Raw genomic sequence first — 17,048 nt, forward strand, 5'->3', positions numbered from 1 at the left:
TCATGTCCCAACCCTGGTCCACCGATATCCTCATCGTCGGCGGCGGCGTCGCCGGCCTCTGGCTCAACGCCCGTCTCAGGCGCGCCGGCTACGCCACCGTGCTGGTGGAAACCGGCGCCCTGGGCGGCGGCCAGAGCGGCAAGTCTCAGGGCATCATCCATGGTGGCACCAAATATGCCCTGACCGGGATGCTCACTGGTGCCTCCGAGGCCATCGCCGACATGCCGCGGCGCTGGCGCGAAAGCCTGGCCGGCAGCGGCGAGCTGGATCTCTCCGGCGTACGCCTGCTCTCCGAAGCCCACTACCTCTGGTCGCCGGGCAGCCTGGCCGGCAACCTCACCAGCTTCTTCGCCAGCAAGGCGGTGCGCGGCCGGGTGGATGCGGTCAAGGGCGATGAACTGCCCCCGGCCCTGCGCGACCGCGCCTTCAAGGGCAAGGTCTATCGCCTGGCCGAGCTGGTGCTGGACGTGCCCAGCCTGGTCGCGCGCCTGGCCGAGCTGGCCGGCGACAGCCTGCTGGCCGGGCATGACCTCCAGCCCCTGCGCGAGGACGGCGAACTGACCGGCCTGGAGGTGGACGGCCAGGCCATCCGCGCCTGCCGCATCGTGCTCACCGCCGGCGCCGGCATGGCCGATCTGCTCCAGGCGCTCCACCTCGAACAGCCGGCCATGCAGCGCCGCCCGCTGCACATGGTGGTGGTCAAGGGCCCCATGCTCAAACCCCTCTATGCCCACTGCCTGGGTGGCGGACCCAAGCCGCGACTGACCATCACCAGCCACCCCACCGCCGATGGCCAGTGGCTGTGGTACCTGGGTGGCGACCTGGCCGAAGCCGAGGGCGTGGCGCGGGAACCCCAGGCGCAGATCGCCGCGGCGCGCGAGGAATTGCAGCGCCTGCTGCCCTGGATCGACTTCGACGGCGCCCGCTGGGCGACCCTGCGCGTGGATCGCGCCGAGCCGGCGCAATCCGGACTGGTGCGCCCGGACAATGCCTTTCTCGCCGAGGAAGGCCGCCTGCTGGTGGGCTGGCCGACCAAGCTGGCCCTGTCGCCGGACCTGGCCGACCGGGTCCTGGCCAATCTCGACCGCGATGGCATCGCACCGGGACAGCACCCCGCCCTGCCCGTCCATCCGCAACCGCCGGTGGCCGCGCCCTTCTGGGAGGAGCTGCTGCCATGAGCCTGCGCACTCTGCACGGCCTGCAGCGTCCGCTGGGCAGTACCGGCCTCCAGATTTCCCCACTGGGCCTGGGCACGGTCAAGTTCGGGCGCGACCAGGGCGTGAAGTACCCCAACGGCTTCACCATCCCCGACGATCGCAGCGCCGCCGATCTGCTCAGCCTGGCCCGCGAGCTGGGCATCAACCTGCTGGATACCGCGCCGGCCTATGGCCGCAGCGAAGAGCGCCTGGGGCCGCTGCTGCGTGGCCAGCGCCAGCACTGGGTGATCGCCAGCAAGGTCGGCGAGGAATTCACCGATGGCTTGTCCAGCTTCGACTTCAGCCCGGCCCATACCCGCCGCTCGGTGGAGCGCAGCCTGCGCCGGCTGGAGACCGACTGGCTGGACCTGGTGCTGGTGCATTCCGATGGCAACGACCTGGCCATCCTCCAGGACAGCGGCTGCTACGAGACCCTGGCCGAGCTCAAGCGCGAAGGCCTGATCCGCGCCTTCGGCTTTTCCGGCAAGACCGTCGCCGGCGGCCTCAAGGCCCTGGAGCGCGGTGATTGCGCCATGGTCACCTTCAACCTCAACGAAGACGCCGAGATCCCGGTGATCCAGGCCGCCGCCGCCCAGGGCAAGGGCATCCTGATCAAGAAGGCGCTGGCCAGCGGTCATGCGGTGCTGGGCGCCGGCCAGGATCCGGTCCGGGCCAGCTTCGCCCGGGTGTTCGGCGAGCCGGGGGTAAGCGGTGCGATAGTCGGCACTATCGATCCCCTGCACCTGTCACATAATGTCCGTACCCTGGCCGAAGTGATCACCGCTCGGCCCTGATCCAGAGCGTTTCGCTGAACCCTTGCCTTCGTCCGCTGGACGCCCTGCCCGGTCGCCCGGGACGGTGCGTCCGCGGCACACTACAACAGGAGTCGGCCATGCCCCAGCTCATCGCCCGCCACAATCCCAAGGCGTTCAAGACCCTGCCCCTTTCGGTCGAGGCCAATCATGACGGCCTCACCTACCAGGCCCTCGGCCAACCGCTGAATTTCAGCGAGATGCTGGAGCGGCGCAAGCCCATCGAGATCGACGATGCCCAGCACTTCAGCGCCAGGCTCGCCAACCTGGGCGTCTCGGTCCGCCTGACGCTGAACTGGCAAGGCCAGGATCATTGGCTGCTGGTGCGCCAGCGCCGGCCCGACCGGGGCGACGTGGTGCTCAAGCTGATCTCCGGATACATCCCGACCCACGAACTGGCCCTGCCGCTGCTCACCGCCGTGCAGGAGGTGGCCGAGGAGTGCCTGATCGAGACGCCGCGCGGCTGGCTGGCCGGACGCTTCGCCGACACCTGGCTGCCGACGCCCTATGCCCCGGCCCTGCACTATCGCGAAGACGTGGCCTTTCGTCTGACCCCGCGCTCGGGCGCGGCGCGGCCGGTGCGCTGCGGCAGCCTGGCGCTGCTGGAGCGCCCACGCGCCTATGTGCACACCCCCACCGCCTCGCTCCAGCTGGTCTATGACCTGCTGCTGGAGCTGCCCAAGGAGTGCAAGGCGCCGAGTCTGTTCCACGTCGACGAGAAGATCGAGAACGGCCAGTTGCTCGCGCGTCTCGCCCGCCAGCGCCCGGATCTCTATCTGGTCGCCCTGGACGACGGCAAGCCCACCGGTGAGCTCTATACCCTGTCCGCCGGCCAGCGCCTACCAGTGTCGACCCGCGGCCTCTGGCTGTCGGAAAGCTTTGCCCGCCAGGACGGCTGGCTGGTCCACGACAGCCGCGTGCGCTGGCGTGACTGGCTGGAGCGCATGGCGCCCCAGAGCGCCCTGCAGCGGGCCTAGGGTAGGCGAGGGATCAGTCGCCACCCGCGCGGCGTTCACCAGTGACGCCGCCAGCCGCGGCCTGGACCCGGCCGGCTAGCCGCGAAAAGGGCAGCGTCTGGATCCACACGGTGCCGTGGCCGCTCAGGGTCGCCAGCACCAGACCATCACCGCCGAACAGCATGCTGCGCAGCCCCCCAGCCAGCTTGATGTTGTAGTCGATGCCACTGGTGAAACCTACCAGGCAGCCGGTATCCAGGCGCAGCGTTTCGCCCCTTAGCTCCTTGCGGATCACCGTGCCCCCGGCATGCACGAAGGCCATGCCATCCCCCTCCAGCCGCTGCAGAATGAAGCCCTCGCCACCGAAGAAGCCGGCGCCCAGACGGCGGGTGAAGGCCACGCCGATGCGGGTACCCCTGGCGGCGCAGAGAAAGGAATCACGCTGGCAGAACAGGGTGCCGCCCAGGGCCGCCAGATCCAGCGGGATCACCTGGCCTGGATAGGGTGCGGCAAAGGCGACGTGGCGCTTCTCCCGGCCCTCATTGGTGAAATGGGTCATGAACAGCGACTCCCCACCAAGCATCCGCTTGCCGGCGCCCCAGAGCTTACCGAGCAGCCCGGCAGAGCCATCGCCCATACGCGCGGTGAAATCGATGTCTGCCTCCATGTAGGTCATGGCACCGGCCTCGGCGATCACCGTCTCGCCAGGATCGAGACCTATCTCCACTGCCTGCAGGGATTCGCCGAGGATGCGATGGTCGAGGATATGGCTGGCCATGAGGGCTCCCGTGTGGCTACGCAAGCGCCCAGCCTAACAGCCGCCAGCCGCCTTGGCGCGCCTCTTCAGGTCACTGAACGGCGCTTCGCTGTCCACTCGCACTCGTCGGCCAGGCAGCCAGACGGTGGAACGCCAGCCCGCTTCCAGGGTTCCCCTCTAGGTACCCGCCGGCTTCCTGTCCGGCTCAGTTCCAGAGGTGAACATGACCAAGCAATCCGCCCACTCCCCCGCTCAACCCCTGCACGGCACCCAGGAGCACGGCAGCGCCGGGGGCTGGGGTGCGCTCAATGCCGTGACCCAGCACCTGAGCCGCCAGAAGGTGTTGATGCGCGGCAACAAGGCATTGCTGACCATGAACAAGCCGGGTGGCTTCGACTGCCCGAGCTGCGCCTGGCCCGATCCGAAGACCCCGCATACCTTCGAATATTGCGAGAACGGAGCCAAGGCAGTGGCCTGGGAGGCCACCCGCAAACGTACCACTCCGGAATTCTTCGCGGCCCATACCCTGACCGAACTGCGCACCTGGACCGACCATGACCTGGAAGACCAGGGCCGTCTCACCCACCCCATGCGCTACGACGCCGCCAGCGACACCTATCGCCCGGTCAGCTGGGCGGACGCCTTCGCGGAGATCGGTACCGAGTTGCGTGCCCTGGATGATCCCTGGAAGCTGGAGCTTTACACGTCAGGCCGTTCCTCCAACGAAGCCGCCTTTCTCTACCAGCTGTTCGGCCGGCTCTACGGCATGAACAACTTTCCCGACTGTTCCAACATGTGCCACGAGACCACCACTACCGCCATGCCAGAGAGCATCGGCGTCGGCAAGGGCACCCTGGACTTGGAGGATTTCGCCCAGGCCGACGCCATCTTCATCATCGGCCAGAATCCCGGTACCAACAGCCCGCGGATGATGAGCGAGCTGCACGATGCCGTGCACCGCGGCGTCCCCATCCTCACCTTCAATCCATTGCGGGAAAAGGCCCTGGTGCGCTTCGCCTCACCTCAGGCCGTGCGCGACATGGCACTGCCGGGCGGGGGCGTAGCCATCAGCTCCCAGTACCACCAGGTACGCATCGGCGGCGATATGGCAGCCATGCAGGGGCTGTGCAAGGTCGTCATCGAGGCTGACGACGAGGCGCGCCGCAGCGGCGCCCCGCGCATCCTCGACGTGGCGTTCATCGAACAGCATTGCGTCGGCCTGGAAGCCTTCGCGGAACACTGCCGAGGTCTGAGCTGGGAGCGTCTGGAGCGCTATTCCGGCCTGACCCAGACGGCCATGAGGGAAGCGGCCGAGGTCTACATGAAGGCCGACCGGGTGATCGCCTGCTGGGGCATGGGCGTGACCCAGCACCGCCGCGGTGGCGATGTCCTGCAGCAGATCATCAATCTGTTGCTGCTGCGTGGCAACGTCGGCAAGCCTGGCGCCGGACCGTGCCCGATCCGGGGTCACTCCAACGTCCAGGGCGACCGCACCGTGGGCATCTACCAGAAACCCAAGGAGCCCTTCCTGGCCCGCCTCGACCAGGCCTTCGCCTTCCGCGCGCCGCGCGAGGGCGGCCATGACGTGGTGGAATGCTGCGAGGCCCTGCTGCGCGACGAGCCCCAGGCCTTCATCGGCCTGGGCGGCAACTTCTTCCGCGCCATTCCCGACATCGAGCGGGTAGCACCCCATGTCGCCAACCTGCGCCTGACGGTACAGATCGCCACCAAGCTCAACTGGAGCCATACCTTGCACGGCCGAAGCACCTTCCTGTTGCCCTGCCTGGGCCGCACCGAACGCGATGTGCAGGCCAGCGGAGTGCAAACCATTACCGTGGAGGACTCCATGTCCATGGTGCATGGCTCCACCGGCAGCCTGGAGCCAGCCTCGCCGGAGCTGCTGTCGGAGATCGCCATCGTCGCCGGCATCGCCAAGGCGACCCTGGGCGAACGCCATCCCCATATCGACTGGGACGCCCTGGTCGGCGACTACGCGCTTATTCGCGACAAGATCGAGGCAGTGCTGCCCGAACAGTTCGCCGACTACAACGCCCGCATCGAACAGCCCGGAGGTTTCCGCCTGCCCAATGGTGCCCGTGAGCGACAGTGGGATACACCCAACGGCAAGGCCAACTTCCTCTTTCCCGGCGACGTGCTGGACGAGGACGACAGCCCGCCGGATGCCGAGCACCTGCAGCTGATGACGATCCGCAGTCACGACCAGTTCAACACCACCATCTACTCCAATCGCGACCGCTACCGCGACATCGACGAACGCATGGTGGCCATGCTCAGCCCCGAGGACATGCGACGCCATGAGGTGCAGGAGGGTGACTTCATCGACTTCATCGGCGCTGCCTTGGACGGTATCTCGCGCCGCGCCGGCCCGTTCAAGGTCATCGCCTACGACGTGCCGGCCGGTTGCTGCGCGGCCTACTACCCCGAAACCAACAGCCTGGCGCCCCTGGCCAACCATGACACTCGCAGTCATACCCCGGCGTCCAAGTCCCTACCAGTACGAATTGAGCGGCTCAGTCAGGAACAGGCGATGCAGCGACGCGGGTTGATCGCGGCAGGATAGTTTCATGAGGCGTTAGTGCGACAAGGACATCGCGGCCATGGGCCGCTCCTACATAGGTCTATGCTCCTGTAGGAGCGGTCGCTACGGTGTCCCGGCATGGCCGTGATTAGATAGAAACCATACGTTGGAAACCTCTATCCGGTTCCCTCACCTCAACCCTCTCCCAGAGGGAGAGGGGGCGCTTCGATGCAGACGGGAATTCCGTAGGTTGGGTTGAGCACAGCGAAGCCCAACAACCAGACGCGGCCCCCACCCTTTGGGCTTCGACGATGGAACCGTCTCAACCCAACCTGCGCAGGCCGGTCAGACGTCTCGCAGCTCTCCGGCGAAACGCTCCAGCCGTCTACGCAGGCGCTGGTTCTCGCGGCGCAGCTCTTCTACCTCATCCAGCAGATGCAGGGCCAGGGCGGTTGCGGACCAATCCAGGTCCAGTTCGTGGCGCAGGCGCACGGCGCGACGGGCGCGGTGCAGGGCACCGGTGTCGAAATGCCACTCGGCCGGGCGCTTGCCGCGCTGGGGCGCCAGGATGCCGTGCTCGACGATCTCCACCACCACGGGCTCACTCACCTCGCAGAGCACGCAGAATTCCTGCAGGACGATCAGACTGCTCATCAGACTTTCCTCCAGTCTTGGCGGGGATCGAAGGCCGCCCGCTCGGCCAGTTGGCGCCACAGCGCCTGGGTTTGCTCATCGCCCTTGGGTGGCATCACCACCTTGAGTAGGGCATGCAGATCGCCCTGCCCGGTCTTGCTGGCCAGGCCCTTGCCCCGCACCCGCAGCCGCGCACCGTTCTGGCTGCCGGGCGGGATACTGAGCATGATCTGCCCATCCAGCGTCGGCACCTGCACCCTGGCGCCCAACGCAGCTTCCCAGGGGGCGAGCGGTACGCTGACCACCAGATCCTGGCCGTCCACGTCGAACAGCGGATGGGGCACCAGGCGGATGACCAGATAGAGGTCTCCCGCCTCGGCACCGCCGAGCCCCGACTCGCCCTGACCTTTCAGGCGGATGCGTTCGCCGTCGGCGCTGCCGGCGGGAATCTTGACGTTGAGCGTCTTGGTGGTCTCGCCCACGCCGCGGCCCAGTTCATCCCGTTGCGGCAGGCTGAAACTCAGCGGCTTGGTGCTGCCGGCCTGGCTCTCTTCGAGAAACAGCGGCAATTCCAGCTCGATGTCGCGCCCCCGGCGAGCGAAACCGCCGTGCTGGGAACGCCCGGCAGCGCCGAACAGGGACTCGAAGAAATCGGAATAGTCCTCGCCGAAACCGGCATGGGGATCGCTGTAGTCGGCACCGGAGCCCGGCTGCCAGTCCGGCGGCACCTGGAAGCGCTCGCCCTGCTGCTGATAGCGGCGGACCTGATCGTATTCAGCGCGCTTGTGTGGATCGCGCAGGACGTCATAGGCCTCGGCCACCTCCTTGAAGCGAGCCTCGGCATCGGCCTCCTTGCTCACATCGGGGTGGTACTTGCGCGCCAGCTTGCGATAGGTGGTCTTGAGGGTCTTGTCGTCGACGTCGGGGGCGACGCCGAGCACCTCGTAGTAGTCCTTGAAGTCCATCGCGGTCTCCAGTGGGGGTTCCCCTAGAGACCGCGCGGCGCCTGCAACGGTTGCATGACGCCGGTCAGTCGCCGCGCTTGCGAAAGGCCAGGCTGCCGGCCAGCACGGTGAAGGTCGCCACCAGCGCCACCAGGATCCAGAAACCGTGGGGCGAGTCGGAGAGCGGGATGCCGCCGACGTTCATGCCGAAGAAGCCGGCGATGATGTTGATCGGCAGGGCCAGCACCGTGACCAGGGTCAGGGTGAACAGGGTGCGGTTGGTCTGCTCGGCGGAGGCGGCGGCGATCTCTTCCTGCAGCAGCTTGAGCCGCTCCACTAGGGCGGCGAGGTCGTCCAGCACCCGGTCGAATTCCTCGGTGGCCTCGCGCAGGGTCTGGATGTCGTCGCGCCGCAGCCAGGCCGGTGGCCGGTTGAGCAGCCGCAGCAGGGAACCCGGCTCCAGGGCCAGCAGCCGTTGTAGCCGCACCAGGGCACGTCTCAGGCCGCCGAGTTCGGCGCGACTGGCGGACAGGCGCTGGGACAGCAGGCGATCCTCAATGGCATCCACCTTGACCGTGGTGTCGCGGATGATGCCAGTGAGCACATCGGCCTGGTCGCGCAGGAGGTGCACCAGCAGCTCCAGGGTGGAGCCGAAGCCCTCGCCGCGCCGTACCGCATGACGCAGGCGATCCACCGAGCGCAGCGGCTGGGCGCGGGCGGTCACCAGCAGGCCCGGGCGGGCGCAGGCCCAGAGGGTAGCGACGTCCACCGAGACCTGGCCGTAGGCCAGGGTCACATCGTTCACCACCCCGAGCAGGGTGTCGTCGGCCGGCTCCAGCCGGGTCGAGTGGGAACCGGCGTGCAGGGATTCGAAGAATTCCTCCGGCAGCCCCAGGTGCTCGCGCATCCAGCGCTCGGCCGCGGCGTGGGCCAGGTTGAAGTGCAGCCAGCGAAAGCCACCCTCTTCCGCCTCCCAGGGATCTTCCGGCGCCATGGTCAGGGCGCGGCCCGGCTGGCCCGAGGTGAAATGGTAGGCGTAGAGCAGCCCCAGCCGTTCGGCGGCCGGATGCAGGGGAATCAACGTATTGGTCATGGCTACCTGCGGAGGAACGCGACATCAGGGCTCTGTTAGCAGGTCCGGATGAACCTTTGATGACAGAGCCCCGAGTCAGCAGGTGCCAGCGGCGCCCCCGGAATGGAGGCGCGGCGCTTATTGCGGACGCATGTGCGGGAAGAGGATGACGTCGCGGATCGACGGCGAATTGGTCAGCAGCATCACCAGGCGGTCGATGCCGATGCCTTCGCCGGCGGTGGGCGGCATGCCGTATTCCAGCGCGTTGATGAAGTCGGCGTCGTAGTGCATGGCCTCGTCGTCACCGGCGTCCTTTTCCTGGACCTGCAGCATGAAGCGTTCGGCCTGGTCTTCGGCGTCGTTGAGCTCGGAGTAGGCATTGGCGATCTCGCGACCGCCGATGAACAGCTCGAAGCGGTCGGTGACGCTGGGGTTGTCGTCGTTGCGACGCGCCAGCGGCGAGACCTCGAAGGGGTACTCGGTGATGAAGTGCGGTTGCTCCAGCTTGCTCTCCACTAGCTCTTCGAAAATCATCACCTGCAGCTTGCCCAGGCCTTCGTGACCCAGCACCTTGGCGCCGGCCCGCTTAGCGATGGCACGGGCCTTCTCGACGTCCTGCAGGTCTGCCGCGGTGATGTCCGGGTTGTACTTGAGGATGGAGTCGTACACCGACAGGCGCACGAAGGGCTCGCCGAAATGGAAGACCTTGTCGCCATAGGGTACGTCGGTGCTGCCGAGCACGGCCATGGCCAGCTCGCGGAACAGCTCCTCGGTGAGGTCCATGTTGTCGTGGTAGTCCGCGTAGGCCTGGTAGAACTCGAGCATGGTGAACTCGGGGTTGTGCCGGGTCGAGACGCCTTCGTTACGGAAGTTGCGGTTGATCTCGAAGACCTTCTCGAAGCCACCGACCACCAGGCGCTTGAGGTACAGCTCCGGCGCGATGCGCAGGAACATGGCCAGGTCCAGGGCGTTGTGGTGGGTCTCGAAGGGCTTGGCCGCCGCGCCGCCCGGAATGGTCTGCAGCATGGGGGTTTCCACTTCGAGGAAGCCCCGCTCCATGAGGAAGCGGCGGATGTGGGCGATGACCTGGGAGCGCACGCGGAAGGTCTGGCGCACCTCCTCGTTGACGATCAGGTCGACATAGCGCTGGCGATAGCGCAGCTCGGTGTCGGTCAGGCCGTGGTGCTTGTCGGGCAGCGGGCGCAGCGACTTGGTCAGCAGGCGCACGTCGCTCATGTTGACGTAGAGATCGCCCTTGCCGGAGCGGGCCAGGGTGCCTTCGGTGGCGATGATGTCGCCCAGGTCCCAGCTCTTGACCGCTTCCAGGGTTTCCGCCGGCAGGGTCTTGCGGTCGACATAGACCTGGATGCGTCCGCTGGTGTCCTGCAGCACCATGAAGGCGCCGCGGTTGAGCATGATGCGCCCGGCCACCTTGACCTTGATGCCTGCGGCTTCCAGCTCTTCCTTGGTCTTGTCGGCGTACTGCTTTTGCAGGTCACCGGCCAGGCTGTCGCGACGGAAGTCGTTGGGGAAGGGAATGGCCTGCTGGTCGCGCAGCGCGGAAAGCTTTTCCTTGCGCTGGGCGATCAGCTTGTTGTCTTCCTGTTCCTGGGCTTGGGGATCTAGGGGTTGTTCGCTCATGTCTGCTGTTTACCTGGGGTGCTGACCGTAGGAGCGGCCCATGGCCGCGATAGAGCTTTATCGCGGCTATGAGCCGCTCCTACAGGAAATGATGGATTAAACGCCCTGCTTGAGGCTGGCTTCGAGGTATTCGTCCAGATCGCCGTCGAGCACCTTGTCGCAGTCGCTGCGTTCCACGCCGGTGCGCAGATCCTTGATCCGCGAGGCGTCGAGCACATAGGAGCGGATCTGGTGGCCCCAGCCGATATCGGACTTGGAGTCTTCCAGGGCCTGGGACGCGGCGTTGCGCTTCTGCATCTCCAGCTCGTACAACTTGGCCCGCAGCATCTTCATGGCGGTGTCCCTGTTGGCGTGCTGGGAGCGTTCGTTCTGGCAGGCCACCACGGTGTTGGTGGGCACATGGGTGATCCGCACCGCGGAGTCGGTGGTGTTCACGTGCTGACCGCCGGCGCCCGAGGAGCGGTAGGTGTCGACGCGCAGATCCGAGGGGTTGATCTCGATGTCGATGTTGTCATCGATCTCGGGCGAGACGAACACCGCGGTGAAGGAGGTGTGGCGGCGGTTGCCCGAGTCGAAGGGACTCTTGCGCACCAGGCGGTGCACGCCGATCTCGGTGCGCAGCCAGCCGAAGGCGTATTCGCCCTTGATGTGCACGGTGGCGCCCTTGATGCCGGCGACCTCGCCTTCCGACAACTCGACGATCTCGGCGCTGAAGCCATGCTGGTCGGCCCAGCGCAGGTACATGCGCAGGAGCATGTTGGCCCAGTCCTGGGCCTCGGTGCCGCCGGAGCCGGCCTGGATGTCCAGGTAGCAGTTGTTGGGGTCCATCTCGCCGCTGAACATGCGGCGGAATTCCAGCTTCTCGAGGATGCCGCGCAGGCGCTCCACCTCGGCCGCCACGTCATCGACCGCGCCCTGGTCTTGCTCTTCGGCGGCCATTTCCAGCAGGTCGGTGGCATCGGCCAGGCCGCCGTTCAGCTCGTCCAGGGTACCGACCACCTGGGCCAGCAGGGCGCGCTCGCGGCCAAGATTCTGGGCGTACTCGGGCTTGTTCCAGACAGCGGGGTCTTCGAGCTCGCGCTCGACTTCGACCAGACGATCCTTCTTCAGATCGTAGTCAAAGATACCCCCGAATGGTCTCGGTGCGGCTGGAGAGGTCCTTGATGCTGGTGACGATCGGGTTGATTTCCATGGGGGAAACACTCGCGAGAAAAGCTGTGGAAAAGCTCGCGAGTATAACCCAATCGGCGGTGAAACTCAGCGGCCGGCGGGGTGCGCCGCCCGCACCGGCCTCAATCGGCGTCGAGATCGCGGTGGCGGGTTTCCGGCAGGCACAGCAGCCCCACCACCAGGCTGACGCCGGTCACCAGCACCGGGTACCAGAGGCCGTAGAAGATGTCGCCGGTATAGACCACCAGGGCAAAGGACACCGTCGGCAGGAAGCCGCCGAACCAGCCGTTGCCGATGTGGTACGGCAGCGACATGGAGGTGTAGCGGATGCGCGTCGGGAACAGCTCCACCATCAGCGCCGCCAGGGGACCGTAGCAGAGGGTCGCGATCAGGATCAGGGCGAAGATCACCGCCACCACCATGGGCTTGTTGACCTGGGCCGCATCGGCCTTGGCCGGATAGCCGGCAGCCTGTACCGCCGCGCGCAGGGCCGGCTCGTCGAAGCCGACGATGACCTTGTCGCCGACGTTGACCTGCACCGCGTCCCCCGGCGCCGCCGCCACGCTGCGGTAGGGCAGCCCGCTCTTGGCCAGCAGCGTCTTGACCCGGTCGCAGGGACTGTCGAAGCGCGCCTTGCCCACCGGGTCGAACTGGAAGGTGCAGGTGGCTGGATCGGCGGTCACCACGATGGGCGCCTGCTGGCTGGCCTGGTAGATCTGCGGATTGGCGTAGTGGGTCAGGGCCTTGAACAGCGGAAAGTAGAGCACCGTGGCCAGCAGCAGCCCCAGCATCAGGATCGGCTTGCGCCCGACCCTGTCCGACAGCCAGCCGGCGATGACGAAGAAGGGTGCGCCGAGGATCACGCTGATGATCAGCAGGTTGTTGGCCAGCACCGGGTCGAGCTTGAGGGTCTGGGTGAGAAAGAACATCACATAGAACTGCGCCAGGTAGAAGGTCACCGCCTGGCCGCCGTTGATGCTGAACAGCGCGATCAGCACCACCTTGAGATTGCTCCAGTTGGTGAAGGAATCGCGGATCGGCGCCTTGCTCTGCTTGCCTTCGGCCTTCATGCGCAGGAAGGCCGGCGATTCGTGCATGGACATGCGGATCCAGGTGGAGATGGCCAGCAGGAAGATCGACAGCAGGAACGGCAGGCGCCAGCCCCAGACCTCGAACTGGTCGCCGGTCAGGTAGCGGCAGACCAGGATCACCACCAGCGACAGCAACAGCCCCAGGGTCGCGGTGGATTGCAGCCAGCTGGTGTGGGCGCCGCGCTTGCCGGGCGGCGCGTGCTCGGCGATATAGGTGGCGGCACCGCCGTATTCTCCGCCCAGTGCCAGGCCCTGCAGCAGGCGCAGCACCACCAGGATGATGGGCGCGGCCACGCCGATGCTGGCGTAGGTGGGCAGCAGGCCGACGCCGAAGGTGGCGATGCCCATGAGGATGATGGTGGCGAGAAAGGTGTACTTGCGGCCGACCAGATCGCCCAGGCGCCCGAACAGCAGGGCGCCGAAGGGCCGCACCACGAAGCCGGCGGCAAAGGCCAGCAGGGCGAAGATGAAGGCGGTGGTGTCGTTGACGCCGGCGAAGAACTGCTTGCTGATCACCGCCGCCAGGGCGCCATAGAGAAAGAAGTCATACCACTCGAAGACGGTCCCCAGGGACGAGGCGAAGATCACCTTGCGCTCTTCGCGGCGACTGCTGGCCGCGCTGGGTTGGACCCGGGGTTGGGCATAGTCGGACATCGCACGTTCTCCTGACCCGGGATCGCCGGGCTGATTGTTGTTATGGGCGACAGCTACTACGGTGGAAACGGCGGGAGGCCCCGCCGTCGGTGAAACCGGATGGACGCGTCTAGGCAGCGGAGACCGCGCTGGCCCTGGCGATCGCGGCGGGCACCTCGATGCTGCCCTGTTCGCGGGCCTCGGCCAGCATGAAGTTGGCCGCCTGCTCGGCGATCATCAGGGTCGGCGAGCAGCTGTTGCCCGAGACCAGGGTCGGCATGATGGAGGCATCGGCCACCCGCAGCCCCGGGATGCCATGCACCCGCAGGCGCGCATCGACCACGGCATCGGCATCCTGGCCCATGCGGCAGGTGCCGGACGGATGGAAGATGGTGGTGCCTATGGCGCCGGCGGCCTGCCGCAACTCCTCCTCGCTCTGGTAGGCCGGTCCCGGCAGGTATTCCTCGGGCCGGTAGGCGGCCAGGGCCGGGGCGGCGACGAGGCGCCGGGTCAGGCGAATGGCATCGGCGGCCACCCTGAGGTCTTCTTCCGCGCTGAGGTAGCGCGGCTGGATCAGCGGCGCGGCCAGCGGGTCGGCGCTGCAGATGCTCACCTGGCCGCGACTGGCCGGCCGCAGGTTGCACACCGAGGCGGTAAAGGCGGGAAAGCCGTGCAGCGGCTCGCCGAAGCGCTCCAGCGACAGTGGCTGCACGTGATACTGCAGATTGGCCGAGGGCTGCGCCGGATCGGAGCGAGCGAAGGCGCCCAGCTGGCTCGGCGCCATCGCCAGGGGACCACTGCGCTTGCAGAGGTATTCCAGGCCCATGCCCAGCTTGCCCCAGAGACTGCCGGCCAGGGCATTGAGGGTCGGCACGCCGTGCACCCGGTAGATCAGGCGCAGTTGCAGGTGATCCTGTAGATTGCCGCCCACCCCTTCCAGCCGGTGCCGGACGCCGATGCCCAGGCCTTCGAGCAGACCGCGCGGACCGATGCCGGAGCGCTGCAACAGGGTCGGCGAGCCGATGGCGCCGGCACAGAGCACGATCTCCCGCCGTGCCACCAGGCGCTGGGGTTCGGCCTGGCCCGGCAGCCGCGCCAGCACCGCCCGTGCCCTGCCCTCCTCCAGCAGCACCCGCTCCACCTGCACACCGGTCAGCACCTGCAGATTGGCGCGCTGGCGGATGGGCTTGAGAAAGGCCTTGGCGGCATTCCAGCGCACGCCATTGCGCTGATTGACCTGGAAGTAGCCGCAGCCTTCGTTGTCGCCGGTGTTGAAGTCGTCCACCGGCGCGATGCCGGTTTCGCCCGCGGCGCTACGAAAGGCGTCGAGCAGCGTCCAGTGCAGGCGCTGCCGCTCGACCCGCCATTCGCCCCCGGCACCATGAAAGGCCGAGGCGCCATCGCAATGATCTTCCATGCGCTTGAACAGCGGCAGTACGTCCTGCCAGCCCCAGCCGGGATTGCCGGCGGCGGCCCAGCCGTCATAGTCGCGGGCCTGGCCGCGCATGTAGATCATGCCGTTGATGGAGGAGCAGCCGCCCAGCACCCGCCCACGGGGATAATTGAGCGCGCGGCCACCCAGGCCCGCTTCCACCTCGGTCTTGAAGCACCAGTCGGTGCGCGGATTGCCGATGCAGAACAGGTAGCCGACGGGGATGTGGATCCAGGGATGGTTATCACGGCCGCCGGCTTCCAGCAGCAGCACGCGATGGGCCGGATCGGCGGACAGCCGATTGGCCAGCAGGCAGCCGGCCGGACCGGCGCCGACGATGATGAAGTCATATTCCGCAGCAGGACCGGGCATGACGTTCCCTCGCTTTTTTGTTGTTGTGGTCCCTATCCTAGTGTCGTCATCCGCGAACAACAGTCGCAGAAAACGGGCAACGGCTGTGCATTTCTGAACAGTGACCAGCAAGCGGCCGGGCAGACAGGCCTAGACGAGGAAAAGGGATGTTCGACTGGAACGATCTGCGGGTTTTTCTGGAGGTCCAGCGCCATGGCCGCCTGCTCACCGCCGCCCGCAGTCTGGGCGTCAGTCATGCGACCGTTGCCCGCCACCTGGAGGCTCTGGAACGCGCCCTGGGCAGCCAGTTGCTGGTGCAACAGGCCAGCGGCTACCAGCTCACCCCGGCCGGTCAGGCCCTGCTGGCGCACGCCCAGGCGATGGAGGAAGCCGCCCTGCTGGCCCAGGAGGCGGTCACCCAGCGACTCAATCCGCTGGGCCAGGTGCGGGTCGGAGTGACCGAAGGCCTGGGCACCGGCTTTCTCGCCCAGCGCCTGGGGGCGCTGCTGCGCGACTATCCGGGGCTGGAAGTGGAGCTGGTCTCGGTGCCGCGCTTCGTCAGCGTCACCAACCGCGAGGCCGACATCGCCATCACCCTGGAAAGACCCACCGCCGAAGGCCTGATCGGCCGGCGACTGACGCCCTATCGCCTGAGGTTCTATGCCAGTCGCGCCTATCTGGATCGAGCACCGGCGCTGGACGCCGAAGCCGACCTCGGCGAACAGACCTTCATCGGTTACGTCGACGACCTGCTGTACACCCGTGAACTGCAATTCATCCAGGGGCTCTGCCCCGAGCCGCGCATCGTCTTTCGCAGCACCAGCGTCATCGCCCAGCGCGAAGCCGCCTGCGCCGGCATCGGCATCGCGGTGCTGCCCTGCTACCTGGTGGGCCAGAACACCCCCTTGGAAGGCGTGCTCCCGGAGCGGTCCTTCACCCGCGAGTACTGGATCTCGACCCACCGGGAGTTGCACCGCTCAGCGCGCCTGCGCGTGGTCTGGGATTTCCTGCTGCACCTCTGCGCGGCGGAGCGGAGCGTCCTGCTGGGCGAGGAACGCCCGCTCGCCTAGCCGTCAGACCGCCGCGGCCTCACGCTCCAGCTCGGCGCGCAGGCCGGGCTCCAGGCGCAGCTGGCGCGCCAGCTCGTCCAGGTAGGCCTTTTCCATGTATTGCTGATCGTCGATCAGCATCAGGCTGGCCAGGTACATCTCGGCGGCCATCTCGGGCGTTTCCGCCGCCGCGGCGACCTTGGCCGGATCCAGCGGCTGCTCCAGTTCGCGCTGCAGCCAGCCGCGCAACTCGGGATCGTTGTCCAGCTTGGCCATCTCGGCCTCGATGGCCTGGCGCTCCTGGTCATCGACGTGACCATCGGCCTTGGCTGCCGCGATCAGGGCGATCAGCACCGCCCGGCCATGGGCCTCGGCTTCGTGTTCCGGTACCCGATCCACGGTACGGGGCTCGACGGCCGCCGTACCCTGGGCCTGATTGGCCTGCCAGGACTGATAGGCCTTGTAGGCCACCATGCCGAGCGCTGCCAGACCGCCATAGCCGACCGCCTTGCCACCCATGGCGCGACCGCGCTTGCTGCCCAGCAGGGCGGTGAGGGCCCCGGCCGCCAGGCCGCTGTTGCCCAGTCCGGAGAACAGACCGCCCAGGGGATCCTTGCCGGTGGACGCCGTGCCGGGTCGGGGGGCCGAGTGACCGGTCTTCTTGGCCAGCGCCTGCTGACCGGCCTTGAGCAATTGATCAAGCAAACCGCGGGTGTTCATGGATGACCTCCACAGAGTCAGGATTCAGCCCTTTAGGACCGCCGACCACACC

The 17,048-nt window shown here is 67.0% G+C and carries 14 protein-coding genes; 5 read left to right on the top strand and 9 right to left on the bottom strand.

Translation table 11 applies throughout. The features are described 5' to 3' along the window. Positions 1–2 precede the first annotated feature (2 nt). The 3 genes from PVZ77_RS11170 (at position 3) to PVZ77_RS11180 (ending at position 2,985) form a co-directional block, all read left to right on the top strand. On the top strand, positions 3–1,178 hold the full coding sequence (locus PVZ77_RS11170; RefSeq protein WP_273806493.1) for an FAD-dependent oxidoreductase: 1,176 nt from the start codon (positions 3–5) through the stop codon (positions 1,176–1,178). Continuing rightward, positions 1,175–1,990 carry an aldo/keto reductase gene (locus PVZ77_RS11175; RefSeq protein WP_273806494.1) on the top strand — a complete coding sequence of 272 codons (816 nt, stop codon included), beginning with the start codon at positions 1,175–1,177 and terminating at the stop codon, positions 1,988–1,990. Before PVZ77_RS11170 ends, PVZ77_RS11175 begins: the two co-directional genes overlap by 4 nt. A gap of 98 nt (positions 1,991–2,088) precedes the next feature. Next, complete coding sequence (locus PVZ77_RS11180) at positions 2,089–2,985, top strand: metal ABC transporter ATPase (protein ID WP_273806495.1); 897 nt, start codon at positions 2,089–2,091, stop codon at positions 2,983–2,985. Positions 2,986–2,998: 13 nt separating this feature from the next. Here the strand turns inward: PVZ77_RS11180 and PVZ77_RS11185 are convergent, their stop codons facing one another. Then, a complete protein-coding gene (locus PVZ77_RS11185) occupies positions 2,999–3,742 on the bottom strand; it encodes a TIGR00266 family protein (RefSeq protein WP_273806496.1) in 744 nt (247 codons plus the stop codon). Positions 3,743–3,944: 202 nt separating this feature from the next. On the opposite strand from PVZ77_RS11185, the gene PVZ77_RS11190 reads away from it, so the two are divergent. Next, positions 3,945–6,302, top strand: coding sequence for an FdhF/YdeP family oxidoreductase (locus tag PVZ77_RS11190; RefSeq protein ID WP_273806497.1), 2,358 nt, complete (start codon positions 3,945–3,947; stop codon positions 6,300–6,302). A gap of 303 nt (positions 6,303–6,605) precedes the next feature. Here PVZ77_RS11190 and PVZ77_RS11195 read toward each other — a convergent pair whose 3' ends face one another. From PVZ77_RS11195 to PVZ77_RS11225, 7 genes are all read right to left on the bottom strand, one after another. Further along, positions 6,606–6,914, bottom strand: coding sequence for a chaperone modulator CbpM (locus PVZ77_RS11195; protein WP_017640778.1), 309 nt, complete (start codon positions 6,912–6,914; stop codon positions 6,606–6,608). Then, positions 6,914–7,858, bottom strand: coding sequence for a curved DNA-binding protein (gene cbpA / locus PVZ77_RS11200; RefSeq protein ID WP_273806498.1), 945 nt, complete (start codon positions 7,856–7,858; stop codon positions 6,914–6,916). The genes PVZ77_RS11195 and cbpA overlap by 1 nt, the downstream gene beginning before the upstream one ends. Before the next feature lie 64 nt (positions 7,859–7,922). Further along, positions 7,923–8,930 carry a transporter gene (locus tag PVZ77_RS11205; RefSeq protein ID WP_158891300.1) on the bottom strand — a complete coding sequence of 336 codons (1,008 nt, stop codon included), beginning with the start codon at positions 8,928–8,930 and terminating at the stop codon, positions 7,923–7,925. 117 nt (positions 8,931–9,047) lie between these two features. After that, positions 9,048–10,550, bottom strand: coding sequence for a lysine--tRNA ligase (gene lysS / locus PVZ77_RS11210; protein ID WP_273806499.1), 1,503 nt, complete (start codon positions 10,548–10,550; stop codon positions 9,048–9,050). A gap of 96 nt (positions 10,551–10,646) precedes the next feature. Then, positions 10,647–11,742, bottom strand: a protein-coding gene (gene prfB / locus PVZ77_RS11215) for a peptide chain release factor 2 (RefSeq protein WP_273806500.1) whose coding sequence is annotated in 2 segments (ribosomal slippage) — positions 10,647–11,669 and positions 11,671–11,742 — 1,095 coding nt in all. Because the reading frame shifts where the segments join, the coding sequence is not laid out codon by codon here. A gap of 100 nt (positions 11,743–11,842) precedes the next feature. After that, positions 11,843–13,465: an MFS transporter gene (locus tag PVZ77_RS11220; RefSeq protein ID WP_273806501.1), complete on the bottom strand. Its 1,623-nt coding sequence runs from the start codon at positions 13,463–13,465 to the stop codon at positions 11,843–11,845. A gap of 109 nt (positions 13,466–13,574) precedes the next feature. Beyond that, positions 13,575–15,248 (bottom strand): GMC family oxidoreductase, encoded by a 1,674-nt coding sequence (locus PVZ77_RS11225; RefSeq protein ID WP_273806502.1) that lies wholly within the window; start codon positions 15,246–15,248, stop codon positions 13,575–13,577. 146 nt (positions 15,249–15,394) lie between these two features. On the opposite strand from PVZ77_RS11225, the gene PVZ77_RS11230 reads away from it, so the two are divergent. Then, positions 15,395–16,297 (top strand): LysR family transcriptional regulator, encoded by a 903-nt coding sequence (locus PVZ77_RS11230; RefSeq protein ID WP_273806503.1) that lies wholly within the window; start codon positions 15,395–15,397, stop codon positions 16,295–16,297. Between the two features lie 3 nt (positions 16,298–16,300). Here the strand turns inward: PVZ77_RS11230 and PVZ77_RS11235 are convergent, their stop codons facing one another. Next, positions 16,301–16,996, bottom strand: a complete 696-nt coding sequence (locus PVZ77_RS11235) for a tellurite resistance TerB family protein (protein WP_273806504.1) — start codon at positions 16,994–16,996, stop codon at positions 16,301–16,303. Positions 16,997–17,048: the final 52 nt, after the last annotated feature.

It is taken from the genome of Pseudomonas sp. SHLD1, assembly GCF_028640935.1.
GTDB classification, from domain to species: Bacteria; Pseudomonadota; Gammaproteobacteria; order Pseudomonadales; family Pseudomonadaceae; genus Chryseomonas; species Chryseomonas aestiva.